This window comes from Robertkochia marina, assembly GCF_004799345.1.
Taxonomy (GTDB): domain Bacteria; phylum Bacteroidota; class Bacteroidia; order Flavobacteriales; family Flavobacteriaceae; genus Robertkochia; species Robertkochia marina.
Window position 1 is genome coordinate 64280 of sequence record NZ_SSMC01000004.1, and the last position, 15465, is coordinate 79744.

General features: G+C 46.8%; 11 protein-coding genes. 5 read left to right on the top strand and 6 right to left on the bottom strand.

Annotation, left to right across the window (positions count from 1 at the left end; all coding sequences use genetic code 11):
- Nucleotides 1-3: 3 nt before the first annotated feature.
- The 5 genes from E7Z59_RS13990 to E7Z59_RS14010 all read right to left on the bottom strand — a co-directional run bounded on the left by E7Z59_RS13990 (nucleotide 4) and on the right by E7Z59_RS14010 (nucleotide 7801).
- A complete protein-coding gene (locus E7Z59_RS13990; protein WP_394346657.1) occupies nucleotides 4-1293 on the bottom strand; it encodes an MFS transporter in 1290 nt (429 codons plus the stop codon).
- Nucleotides 1253-1744 carry a GNAT family N-acetyltransferase gene (locus tag E7Z59_RS13995; protein WP_136336982.1) on the bottom strand — a complete coding sequence of 164 codons (492 nt, stop codon included), beginning with the start codon at nucleotides 1742-1744 and terminating at the stop codon, nucleotides 1253-1255. Before E7Z59_RS13995 ends, E7Z59_RS13990 begins: the two co-directional genes overlap by 41 nt.
- A 12-nt stretch (nucleotides 1745-1756) precedes the next feature.
- A complete protein-coding gene (locus E7Z59_RS14000; RefSeq protein ID WP_136336983.1) occupies nucleotides 1757-3250 on the bottom strand; it encodes a glycoside hydrolase family 10 protein in 1494 nt (497 codons plus the stop codon).
- Between the two features lie 67 nt (nucleotides 3251-3317).
- Nucleotides 3318-4613: a RagB/SusD family nutrient uptake outer membrane protein gene (locus E7Z59_RS14005; protein ID WP_136336984.1), complete on the bottom strand. Its 1296-nt coding sequence runs from the start codon at nucleotides 4611-4613 to the stop codon at nucleotides 3318-3320.
- A gap of 11 nt (nucleotides 4614-4624) precedes the next feature.
- Complete coding sequence (locus E7Z59_RS14010; RefSeq protein ID WP_136336985.1) at nucleotides 4625-7801, bottom strand: SusC/RagA family TonB-linked outer membrane protein; 3177 nt, start codon at nucleotides 7799-7801, stop codon at nucleotides 4625-4627.
- 301 nt (nucleotides 7802-8102) lie between these two features.
- On the opposite strand from E7Z59_RS14010, the gene E7Z59_RS14015 reads away from it, so the two are divergent.
- The 5 genes from E7Z59_RS14015 (at nucleotide 8103) to rimO (ending at nucleotide 13656) form a co-directional block, all read left to right on the top strand.
- On the top strand, nucleotides 8103-8852 hold the full coding sequence (locus E7Z59_RS14015) for a DeoR/GlpR family DNA-binding transcription regulator (RefSeq protein ID WP_136336986.1): 750 nt from the start codon (nucleotides 8103-8105) through the stop codon (nucleotides 8850-8852).
- A 13-nt stretch (nucleotides 8853-8865) separates the two neighbouring features.
- On the top strand, nucleotides 8866-9672 hold the full coding sequence (gene murQ, locus E7Z59_RS14020; RefSeq protein ID WP_136336987.1) for an N-acetylmuramic acid 6-phosphate etherase: 807 nt from the start codon (nucleotides 8866-8868) through the stop codon (nucleotides 9670-9672).
- Between the two features lie 411 nt (nucleotides 9673-10083).
- Complete coding sequence (locus E7Z59_RS14025; RefSeq protein ID WP_136336988.1) at nucleotides 10084-11724, top strand: amidase family protein; 1641 nt, start codon at nucleotides 10084-10086, stop codon at nucleotides 11722-11724.
- Between the two features lie 5 nt (nucleotides 11725-11729).
- Nucleotides 11730-12008: a hypothetical protein gene (locus E7Z59_RS14030; protein ID WP_136336989.1), complete on the top strand. Its 279-nt coding sequence runs from the start codon at nucleotides 11730-11732 to the stop codon at nucleotides 12006-12008.
- A 343-nt stretch (nucleotides 12009-12351) separates the two neighbouring features.
- On the top strand, nucleotides 12352-13656 hold the full coding sequence (gene rimO / locus E7Z59_RS14035) for a 30S ribosomal protein S12 methylthiotransferase RimO (RefSeq protein WP_136336990.1): 1305 nt from the start codon (nucleotides 12352-12354) through the stop codon (nucleotides 13654-13656).
- Between the two features lie 50 nt (nucleotides 13657-13706).
- On the opposite strand, the gene E7Z59_RS14040 is transcribed toward rimO, so the two are convergent.
- The gene (locus tag E7Z59_RS14040; RefSeq protein ID WP_136336991.1) at nucleotides 13707-15305 is read right to left on the bottom strand and encodes a tetratricopeptide repeat protein; all 1599 of its coding nucleotides are present in this window, start codon (nucleotides 15303-15305) and stop codon (nucleotides 13707-13709) included.
- Nucleotides 15306-15465 lie beyond the last annotated feature (160 nt).

Below are 15465 nucleotides of genomic sequence, written 5' to 3' on the forward strand. Positions count from 1 at the left end.
ATCTTATTCTTCTTTTTTACCGTAGTCGGCAGGGTACTTTAAATAACGTACGATCAAAATACCCGGTATGGCTGCGAGTACTACCCAGATAAAGAATCCGGTATACCCAAGATACTCCTGAATATACCCGCTGATCATTCCGGGAAGCATCATACCAAGGGCCATAAATCCTGTGGCGATGGCATAGTGAGAAGTCTTGGAAATACCTTCTGCAATGTAAATGAGATACATCAGGTAGGCGGCAAAACCAAAGCCGTACCCAAATTGTTCTATCACCACGACCACCGCCGCGTATATAACAGAATCGGGGGTGAAAACACTGAGTAATACGTAAAATAAATTTGGAAGGTTCAGTGCCAGGATCATAGGCATCATCCATTTGCCGAGCCCGTCCCTGGAGATCACTAAGCCTCCTAATATTCCTCCGAGGGATAGCGCAATAATTCCCAGGGTGCCATAAATGGTACCCACTTCGGTAGTACTTAGGGCAAGTCCGCCCGTACTTCTCTCATCAAGAAGAAAGGGAGAGGCCATCTTAACCAATTGTGATTCGCCCAGGCGATAGAGCAGCACGAAAGCCAGGGCCATTCCGATCTGTTTCTTTTCAAAAAAGGACTTGAACACGCCAATGAAATCGAGTTGTTTTCCTGAGGTGTCTTCGGTGTTTTCTTCTATGGCAGGAGTGGTGAAAAAATTGATCAGGGTAAGAACGATCATAAGAACTCCGGTAATGATCATGGTGTATGACCATGCCTTGGTATTGTCTCCAAATCGCTCCTCCAACAAACCTGCAATGACTACTATGAGTCCCTGCCCGGTGATCATGGCCAGGCGGTAAAAAGTACTTCTTACGCCCAGGAAGAAAGATTGTTTTTTCTCGCTCAGGGCTATCATGTAATAACCGTCTGATGCGATATCGTTGGTAGCAGAGGCAAAGGCGGCCATCCAGAAACAGGCCAGGGAGATCATAAAGAAGGCAGAGGTGCCAAGAGTGAACCCGGTGAGTAAAAAGGCCAGGGCCACCAGGAGTTGCATGCCCAGGAACCATTTACGTTTGGTACCCTTCAGGTCTACGAGAGGGCTCCAGATAGGCTTGATCACCCAGGGCAGATACAGCAGGCTGGTGTATAATCCGATATCAGCATTACTTACCCCCAGTTTTTTGTACATGATCACCGAAACGGTGATCACGATCACATAGGGAATACCCTCGGTAAAATAGAGGGATGATACCCACCACCAGGGATTCTTTTTACTGGCTGTTTTTGTCATTTCTTCTGAGTAGGTTTTCATATACGCTGGTTTCAGAGCCTTCAATAACGACGGCGTTCACGGTTTTTCTATAGTATTCTTCAGGGCCTACACCACCTATGATGCCATAGGCGTATCCTTGCTCTTTGAGGGCTTGCAGGGCTTTTATCAATAAGACCTTTCCGATGCCCTGCCCCCTGGCCGATTCAACGGTTCCGGTAGGGCCGAAAAAGGCTTTGGCGGTGGTTTCATAACAGGAAAAGCCAAGAATTTCATTGTTTTTCTGGGCTACAAAACAGCTTACAGGCTGCCGGCTGAAAGCAACTTCAACCTCGTTGGCCCAGAATTCGCTGAAATGCTGTTTTACCCATTCGCTAACGAGGCTCTTTTCGGGGGCAATCGGTCTTCTGATCACGATACCTTTATTGATGAGCTCATCCTCGAGATCGTTCACATTCGGTAAAGCCACTAATCGTACTAACATGTCTTTCATGATTCCCGGGTATTATAAGGATATATTTTGCAGTTCACTTTCATTACCGAATCGGTCTGTCACTGAGAAGATCAGTGATCCATTCTCTGTTACAGGAACACTTAATTGTACTTCTCTTTTTTGAGCGAATATCGGAACGATGGTTTTTATATGCTTAGCCTTATTCATTTTGTTCGGTTGTACCTTGTCAAGGTTGTAGATCACGATCTCCTTTACAGGAGATGAGGTGGTGATATTCAGTTCGATACTTCCGTTTGTTCCTGCTCCTACTGTTCTTTTTACCTCCTGCACCACAGGGGGTTGTCCGGAAGAGGGCAGGGCCGGGGTCAGTGCCTTGTACTTGTAGGCTTCCTTCAACAGGCTGACCACCTCGTCTTTTCCGCTCATCAATGATTTGGCACTAAAGTAAATATTCCCGTTCACTTGTTCGGCTTTTCGGGCAAGCTTTACCTGTTTTAAAAGTTGGTCCTCCTTTTGCCAGTCAGGATCCTTATCACTCATGGCGCGATAGGCCCCGTTACCCACGTAGAGGTTAACATTCTCTGTATTTTCATCCCACCAGTTCAGGATGGTTTTGTGAGAGGCCAGCGGATGGTTCAGGGTCCAGTAGATCTGGGGAGCCAGGTAATCGATCCAGCCATTTCGAAGCCAGGACATAGGATCGGCATAGAGGTCGTCATAATTGGTCTGACCGGCTTTGGTATCAGAACCCCTCGGGTCCTGCGATTTATTGCGCCAAACCCCGAACGGACTAATGCCGAACTGCACCCAGGGCTTTCTTGATTTGATGCCGTGGTGAAGTTTACTGATCAGGCTGTCAACATTGGCCCTTCGCCAATCGCCCAAGGATTGGCCGGGGAGGTGCTCGGCTGTATACCGGGCACTGTCCTGAAATACTTCCCCTTTGATCTTGTAGGGGTAGAAGTAGTCGTCAAAATGAATGGCATCTATATTATAGTTGTCTACCAGTTCATTGGTGATAGCTGTGAGGTGGTCTTGCACCTCGGGCAGCGCCGGGTCGTAATAATATTTTTTACCGTATTTGATCATCCATTCCGGATGCTTATTGAAATCATGGGTAGGGGCCAGGGCGGCTGTATCCAGGTTAAAAGTAGCCCTGTAAGGATTCATCCAGGCGTGAAACTCCATGCCTCTTTCATGAGTAGTATTGATCATCCACTCCAGCAGATCATGGTAGGGTTCAGATGCTTCTCCCTGGGTGCCGGTAAGGTAGGCCGACCAGGGGGCCATTTCGGTAGGGTAGAAGGCATCACCGGCAGTACGAACCTGTACGACTGCTGCATTAAAATTGAGAGATTCGTAGAAATCGAGGATCTCCAGAAAGTCCTGTTTTTTCTTTTCGAGGTCATCGTCACCATTTTTTGGCCAGTCGATGTTGACCACGGTGGCGATCCAGGCACCTCGTAATTCGTGTTTTGGGGTCTTGTTTCCTGCACAGGAAACCAGTAAGAAGACTAACAGAAGAGAAAGAAGCGTGCGGGTCATAGGGTAGGGAATAAAAAGGCCCGCCCTTAATGGGCGGACCTTTGCCTGATTAATGGTTCTAACTAATTCAAACTTCAGGGTCAGTTGGTGTGTTGGTGTTGTTATCGCGTTCTGCGTTCGGATAAGGATACCAGTTACGGTTTCTCTCCGCATTGGCATCATTAGGCCCGGGACGACCGAAACGACGGCTGTCTTCCAGCTTCATTCCACTCATATAGAGCTCTATACAACGGTTCTTGTAGATCTCGGTTAATACCGCAGCCTGATCTGCCGGACCTGCATAAGCCGGTAAACCTGCACCCAGCCCAAGAGGATCTTCAGCCGGAGTTTTGGTCAAAACGGCATCTAAGGCGGCTACTGCAGCAGAGATATTTCCTTCTCTGGCATTGGCCTCCGCGATGATCAACTGCATTTCTCCCGGAACGTATACCGGAATAGATGCCCCGTCACTGGTAAAGAAACCTTTTCCGTTATCGGCATTGGCTTCCAGGTAAAAATCAATACGGGCATCTGTAGAGTCGGTTACCGCCAGGTCGCCTTCCAATCCGAAGAAAGGATTCGTCTTGGCATCAAACACATTATTCGTGGTTAATGAAGATCGGAAAACAGGGTTTGGCGAAACTTCATCGTATATAAATACAGATGTTGATCCCGGATCTACAGCGTTGGCTGCTGATATGGCTTTGGTGTTATCTCCGTTCATCAGGGAGTAACGGGCTATCAGGGCCTGGATGGCATTCGGGAGGTCTATTTGTGAACCTACCGCTCCGGTTACCTGTTCAGGAACTCCGCTTCCGACCAGGGTAGCTGCCTCTTCCAGGCTGCTAATGGCCAGGTTCAACGCTTCTGAACGACTTACAAAGGGGGCGTTGGCCTCAGAGGTTACTACTCCTTGTTCCCAGAATTGACTCATGGTACCTAAGGCAAGGCCTTTGTAAAACAATCCGTAGGCACGAATTGCACTTTCAACCTCAGGGGTTCCGGCATTCCCGGCATTATCAATAACGGTCTGGGCATTGTTGCGCACCAGTTGCAGGTTGGTCCAAAGATTGGTCACCACAGAGTTTCCTGGAGTTAAGGTACCGCCTCCATCCAGAAGGTTGGCCAGGGGAGCGTTACCTGCATTGATCAGGTCAAGTTCTCCGGCACTGAAACCACTTCCGGTAATAGCACTGTAGAGTCCGCTGCCACCGCCTACGGTATACTGATACTCCAGGCCGACGATCAATCCCAACAGGTTGTTGGTAGATTCGGTAACCGCCTGCACAAGGGGTGCATTGGGATTTTCGAAATCCGTTTCACAGGAAGGCAGCAGAACAACCGTTCCCATAGAAAGCATGATGGTATATATTATTTTCTTCATTGTCTTTTGTTTTAGAATGATGCTGATAAACGTAATTGTAAGGTTGCAGGAATTGGCACGTTACCAAAGTCATCTCCTCGCACACGGTTACTTTGTCCTGCAGAGTTGGTCTCCGGGTCAAAACCGGTGTAATCGTCAAAAGATACCAGGTTTCTACCGATCAGGCTTACCTGAAGGTTCTCAGCAAAGGAGGTCTGACCGAAGTCATAAGATACCTGCAACTCTCTTAATTTTACGAAAGAACCGTCTTCTACGTGGAATTCCTGGATACGAGGTCCGATGAATCCACCGATGGCGGCTACCCAACCACGTGGCACTTCTCCGCGAAGCTCAGCCTCAGCCAGCTGACCGTTACCAACGTTGTTACCGGTAATAGAGTTCCAGTTGTATACATCAAATCCGCCGATGGCATCCAGTTGCATACGGAAATTCCAACGCTTGTAACTGAACTCATTGATGAAAGAAGCCGTATACTCCGGATTCGGATCACCAAGGATCTTACGCAAAGGAGTGCCGTCAGGTTGTCCGTTAGCATCTCTTTGGATCTCTCCGGTGGTATCATCACCACGTTCTACCTGAGGAAGTCCGTCAGGTGAAAGTAATAAACTTCCGTCTTCGTTTCGGGCAAAAAAGGTTCCAACGAACACCCCTAATGGCTGTCCATCGATCAAACTCTGGGTTCCGCCACCACCACGTATGGCCTGACCAAGACGTCCGGTGTTGGCATCATTCACTTCATTGTTGTAGGTGTTGTAGGCCAGGGAACTGTTCCAGATAAAGTTATCTGATCTGATCGGGGTCACGTTCAATTGTAATTCAATACCGTTATTCTTCATGGTACCAACATTGGTAAGAAGCGAAGTACCTCCCGAAGTCGGAGCTGTACCTACAGTAAGTACAAGGTCTTCGATATTCTGAGTGTAATAGGTACCCTGAAGTGCCAGGCGTCCGTTCCAGAAAGACATATCAGCACCCACCTCGAATTCTTTCATTCGCTCCGGTCTGATGTTCTCATCACCAAGGCTGGAAGTAGCAACAAAGCCACCAAGACCACCCAGTAGTACCGGATTCGCAAAATTAAATCGGCTGAAGGGTCCGATGGCTGTAAGGTTACCGGCTTCTCCGTAAGAAGATCTCAGCTTAAGCGTATTCCAAAATGAATCCTTGTTCCAGAAATCAAAATCCGACAGGATGATAGAAGTACTGGCTTTAGGATAGAACTGGTTTCTGTTGTCAGGTGAGAAAGAAGAAGCACCGTCAATCCGTCCTGAAAGGGTCAGATAGATCTTGTTATCCCAGTTCAGGTTTTCCTGAAGGAATCCTCCCCAAAGGGCAAATTCAGATCTTGACTCCGATGGAGGATTGAACAGGTTAAGAACCCCGTTGATCGTCTGTACACCTCCCTGAAGGTCTCTACCTTCGGCACGCGTCGATTCTGATCTTCTGTACAGGTACTGTCCTCCCACGGTGGAAGTCAACGTAAAATCTTCAGTAAGCTTTAACTTATAGTCAGCAACCAGGTCGCTGGTTCTGCTCAGGAAGTTATTGGTCGCCACACTGGCATAACCATCAGGGAAGAAAGATGCACTTACCCCACTATAAGGAACTCTTGGCTGGAAAACATTACCCTTCAGAGAATAGCTGTCCTGACCGGCCGTGTACTTAATGTTCAGGTTTTCGATCGGCGTATAGTTAAAGGTTACATTCCCGATAAAACGATTGGTCTCCTGTGTAATGTCGTAGGTCTCAATAATGGTCAATGGATTCAAACGTACAGGCTCCACGGGTAAAAGGTTGCCCAGTTCATCTCTTTCGTCAGCATCCCAAACATTATCGGTAATGAATAACGAACTGATCGGACTGAAGAAGTTGTTTCCGTTAGGTTTGTCCTCACTGCTTGAATTGTTATAGGTAAGTCCGGCTGTCATGCTTAACTTACTGGAAAGCTCCTGGGTATAGGTTAATCGGGCACCGTATTTCTGGAAATAGGTATCTTCAATAACCCCCTGGTTACGGTTGTAATTGGTAGAGAAATACAGTTTAGATTTCTCAGATCCTCCTGCAATAGAGAAGTTGTTTTCGGTACCATAGGCAATATCTCTGAAGATAAGATCCTGATAGTCATATCTTGTTACAGCGTATGTTTCTTCTACTAACGGACGCCCGGCAAGGGCCGCAGGGCCTGTACCCGGAAGGGCCGCACGGTCATCTGCAGAACGCAGGTCGGCAATAGTGGTTAAACGGTCGCCGGTCGTGTTAAGACGCTCACTTCCGGGATATCCGAATCTTTCAGGGAAATCGTTAAAGTCAAGACGCTTTCTTACCCAGCTGGTATTTCCGGCCGTACTGAAGTTTACCCTGGCATCACCGGCTTTACCTTTTTTGGTGATGATCTGTACCACCCCGTTAGATGCCAAAGATCCGTAGATCGCAGCAGCAGCTGCACCATTTAGTACCTCGATGCTTTCAATGTCGTTAGGGTTGATGTCTACCAGACGGTTTTGCCCTGCCTGGAAACTTGTACCCATAGCATCGGCATTAAGGTTGATCACGTTTTGAGAGCTGTTGTCAACAATAACCCCATCAATAACGTATAACGGCTCTGAAGATCCGTTAATGGTACTGATACCACGAAGTCTTACAGAGAAACCACCGGCAGGATCTCCCGAGTTTTGAGTAACAATGGCACCGGCAACCTTACCTGAAATGGCAGATAAAGGGTTGTTAGATCCGGTGTTGGCGATCTCGGCCGCCTTAATAGATCCAACTGCGTTACCCAGCGATCGTCGGCTCACATTTCCGGCGGTACCGGTAACCACGATCTCATCGAGGTTCAGTAAGTCTTCGGTTAACTGGAAGTTTACGGTAAATGAACTCTGGCTCCCTACTTCAATAGTAGCCTTGCTGGTGGCAAACCCCAGGTAGGCTGCCTCGAGCACGTATGACCCGCTGTCCAGGCCAACATTTAATTCATAATTACCGTCAAAATTGGTCGTGGTTCCAAAGGTAGTTCCGGATACCATTACAGTTACCCCCGCCAGGGGTGTGCCGCTATTGGTATCTGTCACTGTTCCCGAAATGGAAACGATGTTGGCCTGAGCGATCATGGCCAACGGCAGCAACAGCAAGCCCAGAAACATCAGGGCCTTTGTTGTCTTACTGTTTTTTAGTAAGCGTTTGTTGTTCATAATTTGAATTAGTTAACTATTAATTAGAATGTTGAATGGTCTGTTTAAAAAACTTATAGCCCGGAGATGCGCGCGCAAACGTTTGCGTTTTTTCGCAGTATTTCTGGCGTTTTCATCCGTAACCTGCCGTTTTCAAGTAAGACTATCCTCTCAAATAACGTCAATTTTTCTAATTTATGCAAGTTATTGCTGTTTTATATTGGAAAAAAACGTATTATTAGGAAGAATTTACCGACAAGAAACTGCAAAAAACTGCAGATTTAGATTTTTTGCTATCTTTGTTAAAATAATTACAAAAATTATGTTAAAAGCCGAGCGCCATCAACACATCCTGAATGAGGTGAGCATCCGAAGCCGGATCCAGCTCTCTGACATTGCCGATACCCTGGGGGTGAGCATCGATACCATACGAAGAGATGTCAAGGAATTAGATGACAATAAAAAGTTGAAAAAGGTGCACGGAGGAGCCATTTCCTTAGGCTATAATATTTTTCCGTTTTCCAATAACGAGGTTTTTAACAAAGAAAAGAAGGCGCAGATCGCTCAAAAGGCCATTACCCTGATCAAAGAGAACGCTGTGATCCTGATGAGTGGAGGTACCACGAATCTTGAACTGGCCCGGCAATTACCGGCCGATATGGATATTACAGTATTTACACCCAGCCTGCCTATTGCCATGCAATTGCTGGCCCACCCCAAGGCCGAGGTCATTGTGATCGGAGGAAAGGTCTCAAAAGATGCCCAATTGGCTATTGGCGCCCAGGTGGTGCAGGAACTGGGGAATATCAGGGCCGATCTGTGTTTTTTGGGTACCGGTTACCTGGATATTGAACACGGATTGACCGAATTTGATTATGAGGTGGTACAGGTAAAAAAAGCCATGATCAATAGTTCAAGACGTATCGTATCTTTGTGTATTTCAGAAAAACTTAACTCTGTACAACGCTTTAAGACCTGTGATATCCGGGATATAGATACCCTGATCACTGAATTGCCGCCCGATGCAGAAGTATTAAGGCCATATCAGTCTTTTAACGTAAACCTTTTATAACAGGTAGAAGAACATGACTAAGATCACAGAACAATCATCCCTTCATGATCATTTGGAAAGGATGTCTTCTGAGGAATTGCTCAGGAGAATGAATGAAGAGGATAAGAAAGTGGCTGAGGCCGTTGAGAAGGTGATACCCCAGGTAGCCCTCCTGGTAGAAGAACTTACGGGTCGATTCCTTGATGGAGGACGATTATTTTATATCGGGGCCGGTACCAGCGGAAGACTGGGTGTCCTGGATGCCTCTGAAATTCCTCCTACCTTCGGTATGCCCTTTGATCGGGTGGTAGGGCTCATTGCCGGTGGTGATGGCGCTATTAGAAAAGCCGTGGAGTTTGCCGAAGATGATACCAGCCAGGCCTGGAAAGACCTGATGGAATACAATATCACAGAGAATGATGTGGTGGTAGGCATTGCAGCCTCCGGAACCACTCCCTACGTGTTGGGAGGAATGAAGGCCGCTAAGGAACACGGAATTCTCACCGCCGGAATTACCAATAATCCCGGATCGCCCCTGGCGAAGGCTGTCGATATTCCCATTGAGGTTAACGTAGGTCCGGAATTCGTTACCGGGAGTACCAGAATGAAAAGCGGAACCTCTCAAAAACTGGTGCTGAATATGATCAGTACCGCCCTGATGATCCGCATCGGAAGAGTGGAAGGGAATAAGATGGTGAACATGCAGCTCAACAATAAAAAGCTGGTGCACCGCGGTATTCGTTTTATCATGGAAGCTACCGGTATTGACCAGAAAACCGCCGCCAAAACCCTGGAAATGTACGGCTCTGTGAAAAAGGCCATACAGGCTTTGAGGGGATAGTTTACAGTTAGCAGTTTACAGTTAGCAGTTTGCAGATTGTACTTTTCGATTTTCAATACCCGATTTCAAAAGTTTGTTTTCGCCTTTGCGGGGCCGAGCGTAAAGGGCCGAACGGTAGTGAAAGGTTCGGTGAACCTTTCATAGTGAGGAGCCAGGAGGTGCGATGGCAAGTGAACCATTTTAGCGAACCTGCCTGACGGCAGCCAGGGGAGCCAGCCGGCGGGATGGCAGGAAGGCCGGGGTGGTTAGCAAGTTCCTTAACGTCTGAATTGATAATCCGTCAGTGGTAGGCCATTGCATGGCCTCGCGAAGACGATCATAATCCTTACCCGCATAACCGCATAACGGTATACCTGCCTGCCGCAGGCAGGACTGCCTAACTTTGCCTATATTTAGACAAAAATTTCTTCTATGCGTACTACTTTACTTTCTTTAGTGCTTATGCTCTCTCTCTTTGGCTGTAAACAGGAGAAGGAAGAGGTGCCGGGTTATAATGAAGCACTGCTGATCGAACAGCAACAGGAGCATGAAAATCCCAGAATGCGTTATAAGCTGATAGCTTCCAGGGTAGAGCGACCCGATATGTTCGCGCCCTTTGAAAAGGCACTTGATAAATTTGGGGAAGAGCGCTATACAGAAATGATGCCCCTGGTACTGGAGCGATCTATTCCTGAAATTCAGGAATCGGTGGCTGCCGAAGAATTCACCTATGAAGAGCTTTGCCTGTTCTACCTGTGGCGAATAAGAAAATACGAGCAAAACCCTGAAACATCATTGCACACCATTATCAGTCTTAATCCACAGATCTTGGAACAGGCTGCCGCCATGGATCGTTTGAGACAACAACAGGAAAATAAGCATCCCATTTTCGGAATGCCTGTATTATTAAAGGATAATATCGGGGCTGAAGGTATGCCAACAACAGCGGGAGCTGTAGTGCTTCAGGATAATATGGCAGGTGATGCCTTTATTACCAAACAACTTAAAAGTAAAGGAGCTCTGATTCTCGGAAAAGCAAATCTTAGTGAGTGGGCTTACTATTTCTGCCAGGGATGTCCGGTGGGGTATTCGGCCATTGGAGGGCAGACCCTGAATCCATACGGTCCCCGGGAATTCGAAACCGGTGGTTCCAGTTCCGGAAGCGGAGTGGCAATTGCCGCAAACTATGCGGTGGGGGCTGTAGGTAGTGAAACCTCCGGGTCGATCTTGTCGCCCTCCGGCCAGAATTCCGTGGTGGGCTTAAAGCCAACCATAGGGGTCCTCGGAAGAACGGGGATCGTACCGATCTCGAGTACTCTTGATACTCCGGGACCTATGACTAAGAATGTTACCGACAACGTGATCCTGATGGATGCCATGTCAGGAGAAGATCCTGATGATGCTGCTTCCCTGGGAGGCACCGCAGATTATCTTGCCGCCCTTTCGGGTACTGAGCTGCAAGGCAAACGTCTTGGGGTTTACCAACCCTATATGGAGAGTGACAGTCTTTATGCTCAGGCGGTGGAGGCATTGCGTAAAGCCGGTGCTGAGATCCTGGTCTATGAAGAGCAGGAGGGAGGCCGTATGCAAGGTTTTACCACCTTGTTGAATATGGATATGAAATACGATCTGCCGGCCTACCTGGAAGAACATTCCTCCAAGAATATTACTGTGAGAGAGGTAGCTGATATAGCGCAGTTTAATCTGCAGGATACGCTGGTTAGAATGCCTTACGGACAAAAATATTTTCAGGATATCATTGCCGATACCACCTCGAGTACGGCCCTTGAAGCTATCAAAGAAACTTTAAGGGTAGAAGGACAGAAACGATTTGATATGGCTCTAAAAATTGATAATGTTGATGCCTTTTTGTCGATCAATAATTATTCGGCCGGCTATGCGGCTGTGGCTAAATATCCCGCTTTGTGTGTGCCCATGGGCTACACCCCATCCGGAGAGCCGGAAGGCATTACCCTGATCGGACTGCCTTATTCAGAGAAAGAATTGCTGGAACTGGGTATGGCCATAGAAACTGTGCTTAAGGCCCGAAAACAACCGGAAATCTATAAATAATTGTTATGTCAGAACGTAACCTGGTCATTGTGACCAAGATCATCGGCTATTATTGTGGTTTTTATATGGGGGTTAAATTGTATGCGGTGTTTTCCGGAACCCCCTTGCCGGGGCCCCAGCTGGTGCTGGCAGGATTGCTGTTCCTTTTGGGTTTTACGGCCTTTTACCTGTTGAAAAAGGAAAAACACAACTGGCCTTTCGCCCTTTTTGGGATCGTAGTGGTAAGTGCCCTTCGATATTTTGAAAATGACCTGGTGGTGTGGCTTTCAGGTATTTTGGGATGACATTTGCAAAAACCAATGTTCAAATCCGAAATTCCATAGGGTGACGACAGATTGAATCGCAGGTGTTACCTCGAGTGATTCCGCAAGCGGAATCGTATCGAGAGGCTGTTGATCCTGAATTGTTCTCGATACACCACGCTTTTAGCGTGGCACTCGAACTGACGCCTCGGGATAACTGTAGAAAATAAATAATCTCTCAGCGGAATCCATAAATACGATGGCTGTTGCAAACTGCAAACTGCAAACTGCGAACTACTAACTGCCACCTCACATTTCCATTCAAACACTACGTGAAATCCAGCATCTTATCGTAATTTTGCATCCTGCAAAAAAAAATCAGGCTATGAGAACGAGGTCCTTAAAAAAGAATAAGATCAATGTGGTTACCCTGGGGTGCTCTAAGAATGTTTACGACAGTGAGGTTCTGATGGGGCAGTTAAAAGCCAGTGGTAAGGATGTGGTGCATGAGGAAGAAGGTAATATCGTGGTGATCAATACCTGTGGATTTATCAATAATGCCAAGGAGGAGAGCGTGAACACCATCCTGGAGTACCTGCATAAAAAGGAGGAAGGTGAGGTAGACAAGGTTTTTGTAACCGGATGTCTGAGCGAACGGTATAAGCCGGATCTCGAAAAAGAAATTCCGGATGTAGACCAGTATTTCGGAACTTCAGATCTGCCGGTGCTACTGAAAGCGCTTGGTGCCGATTACAAGCATGAGCTTATTGGAGAGCGACTTACCACAACCCCGAAAAACTATGCTTACCTGAAAATAGCGGAAGGATGTGATCGTCCTTGCAGCTTTTGCGCCATTCCCCTGATGAGAGGTAAGCACAGAAGTACCCCGATCGAAGACCTGGTAAAGGAAGCAGGGAAGCTGGCAGCAAATGGGGTGAAGGAGTTGATACTTATTGCCCAGGACCTGACCTATTATGGACTGGACCTTTATAAAAAACGTGCCTTGGCCGATCTGTTAAAGGAATTGGTAAAGGTAGAAGGCATTGAATGGATCCGCTTGCATTATGCTTTTCCGACAGGATTTCCAAAAGATGTACTTGACGTGATCAGGGAAGAACCAAAGGTTTGTAATTATATTGATATTCCTTTACAGCACATTTCTGATAAGATCCTCAAATCAATGCGTAGGGGTACTACTTATGAAAAAACAACCAACCTGCTGAAGGACTTCAGAACAGCTGTTCCGGATATGGCTATCAGAACAACTCTTATTGTTGGCTACCCCGGAGAGACGGAAGAAGATTTTAACATTCTTAAAGAATGGGTGAAGGAGATGCGGTTTGAACGATTGGGATGCTTTACCTACAGCCATGAAGAAAACACCCATGCCTACAACCTGGAGGATGACGTGCCGGAGGAAGTAAAGCAGCAACGAGCATCAGAGATCATGGAACTTCAGTCGCAGATCTCCTGGGAGCTTAACCAGGAAAAGATCGGCAATACCTATCGCTGTATCATAGACCGAAAAGAAGGGAATTATTTTGTTGGAAGAACAGAATTTGACTCCCCGGATGTTGACAATGAGGTGTTGATCGATGCCACAGAACACTATGTTAAAATAGGAGAATATACCATGGTGGAGATCACCGATGCAGGAGATTTTGATCTTTACGGGATTCCTGTAAAGTAAAAGCTATAGATAGCAATGTAAGAAGCTTCCCTTTTGCAGGGAGGCTTTTTTTATGCTTTTTGCGGATATTTCATGTTGTTGCTGAGCTGCTCTTTGAATTGTTTGACCAGGGCGGGTTTGTCGGCCATCTCAGCAGCCTTCAGAGCCCCTTCCAGGGTCAGGGTTCGGTTTGGCGTTCTCTGTAATGCCTTTTGATATGTTTTCAAAGCTTCTGAAGCGCGCCCTTGAGTTAACAGCCAGTCTGCGTACATTTCAAGGGTAGGTTTTTGAATGACAGGAGGCCCGTAGCTATAGCTCAATCTTTCTTCTATGGCTACCGCTTCCTTCAGGAATCTCTCGGTTAATTCAGGATCATTCTCCAGTATTGCTTTGTAGGCTTTCAGTTGAAAGATCATGGCTTGCGTAAATTGAAGGTCAGTTTGGTTGGCAGTTTCCCGTGTCAGGTTGGTACATCCGGGATATCCTTTTTCCAGGTTATCAACCAGGACAGCTTCCCGGCTGAGATCTGTTTCCATATTTTGAATGATTTCCAACAGTGCTTCCAAGTCTTTTTCCATAGAGGCTTTCAATCCTTCAATAAACATATATTGAGCCCTGATGGTAATATTCAGGTCTGCCACTTCAACGGGAATGTTACCTATGGCGTCAGTCCAATCATTGGTTTCCACCAGGTAGGTGCCTTTGAGAAATACCATATGCGACCTTCCTCTTTTAGAGGGGGTGGCAGCTACGTAATCTGAAAGGTTAATGGTCATTTCTTTAGCAAGGTCCGTTCGGCCCTGTTGGAGGTAGCCGTATTGCAGCCAATGATAAGAATGGTAACCCCGTGCATCGTTTGATAGTGATTTTCTTTCCATGCGATTCAGGCTGGCCTGGTAAGATTCTTCGTTAGAGGCAACTACCTGTTCCCACATCCCCTTGGCTACATAAATATGCGAAGGCATATGAAGGGCGTGACTTGCATCCGGGGCCACCTTGGCATAAGCATCTGCGGCGTTAAGAGCCAGGTGGGCGTGATCAGGATCGTCATAAGAGTGGATCAGGTAATGCAGGGCTCCGGGGTGTTTCGGATTTTCATTAAGAACCTCCCGGGCAATGCGGGCCGCTTCCCCATAAACCTCATAATCACGTCCCTCAGAAACCGTTCCGAGAAGTGAGAGGGCATAGAAAGAAGCCACCTCATGATTTCCGGGATATTTTTGATAAAGAGCTTTTAGGTACCCGGCGTATTCCTGGTCTCTTTGAGCTTTAGACTTTTCAGGTTGGTAGAGGATTTTAACGCCAGCTACCAGGTCCTGTTCCAGGGGATCATCTAATTTAAGATGTTCTCTTGATCCCATTTTTTCGAGACTCTCCACTGCTTTCTCAAAATCCTGTTCAAACCAGATGCTGTGATTGTATGTCATGGCTTCGCCCCAGTAGGCCATCCCCATATCAGGATCAGCGCTGATGGCCTTATGAAAAGCCTCTCTGGCATCGGTGTACTCGAAGCTGTGCAGAAGCAATAGTCCTTTTTTAAAATGTTCCCGGGCTTTTTCGTTCCCGCTCACTTCAAGGTGTACGACTCCTAATTGGTCCTGTTCTTTTTTTTCAGTGGTTTGGCAGGATAAACAAAAGATGAGAATTAATACGGTGATAATGCGTTTCATCGTTTTGGATGTTGGTTGGTTTGTAAGCTATTGATATTCAAAAGTTACGAATATTATTTTTGACCGGGATGTGGGGTTAGTTCGAAAAAGTTGGAAATTGGACGTTTTGTGGGTGGATGGTTGTTTTTTGAAGTATTTCAAGAAAGTTTCATTCTAATGA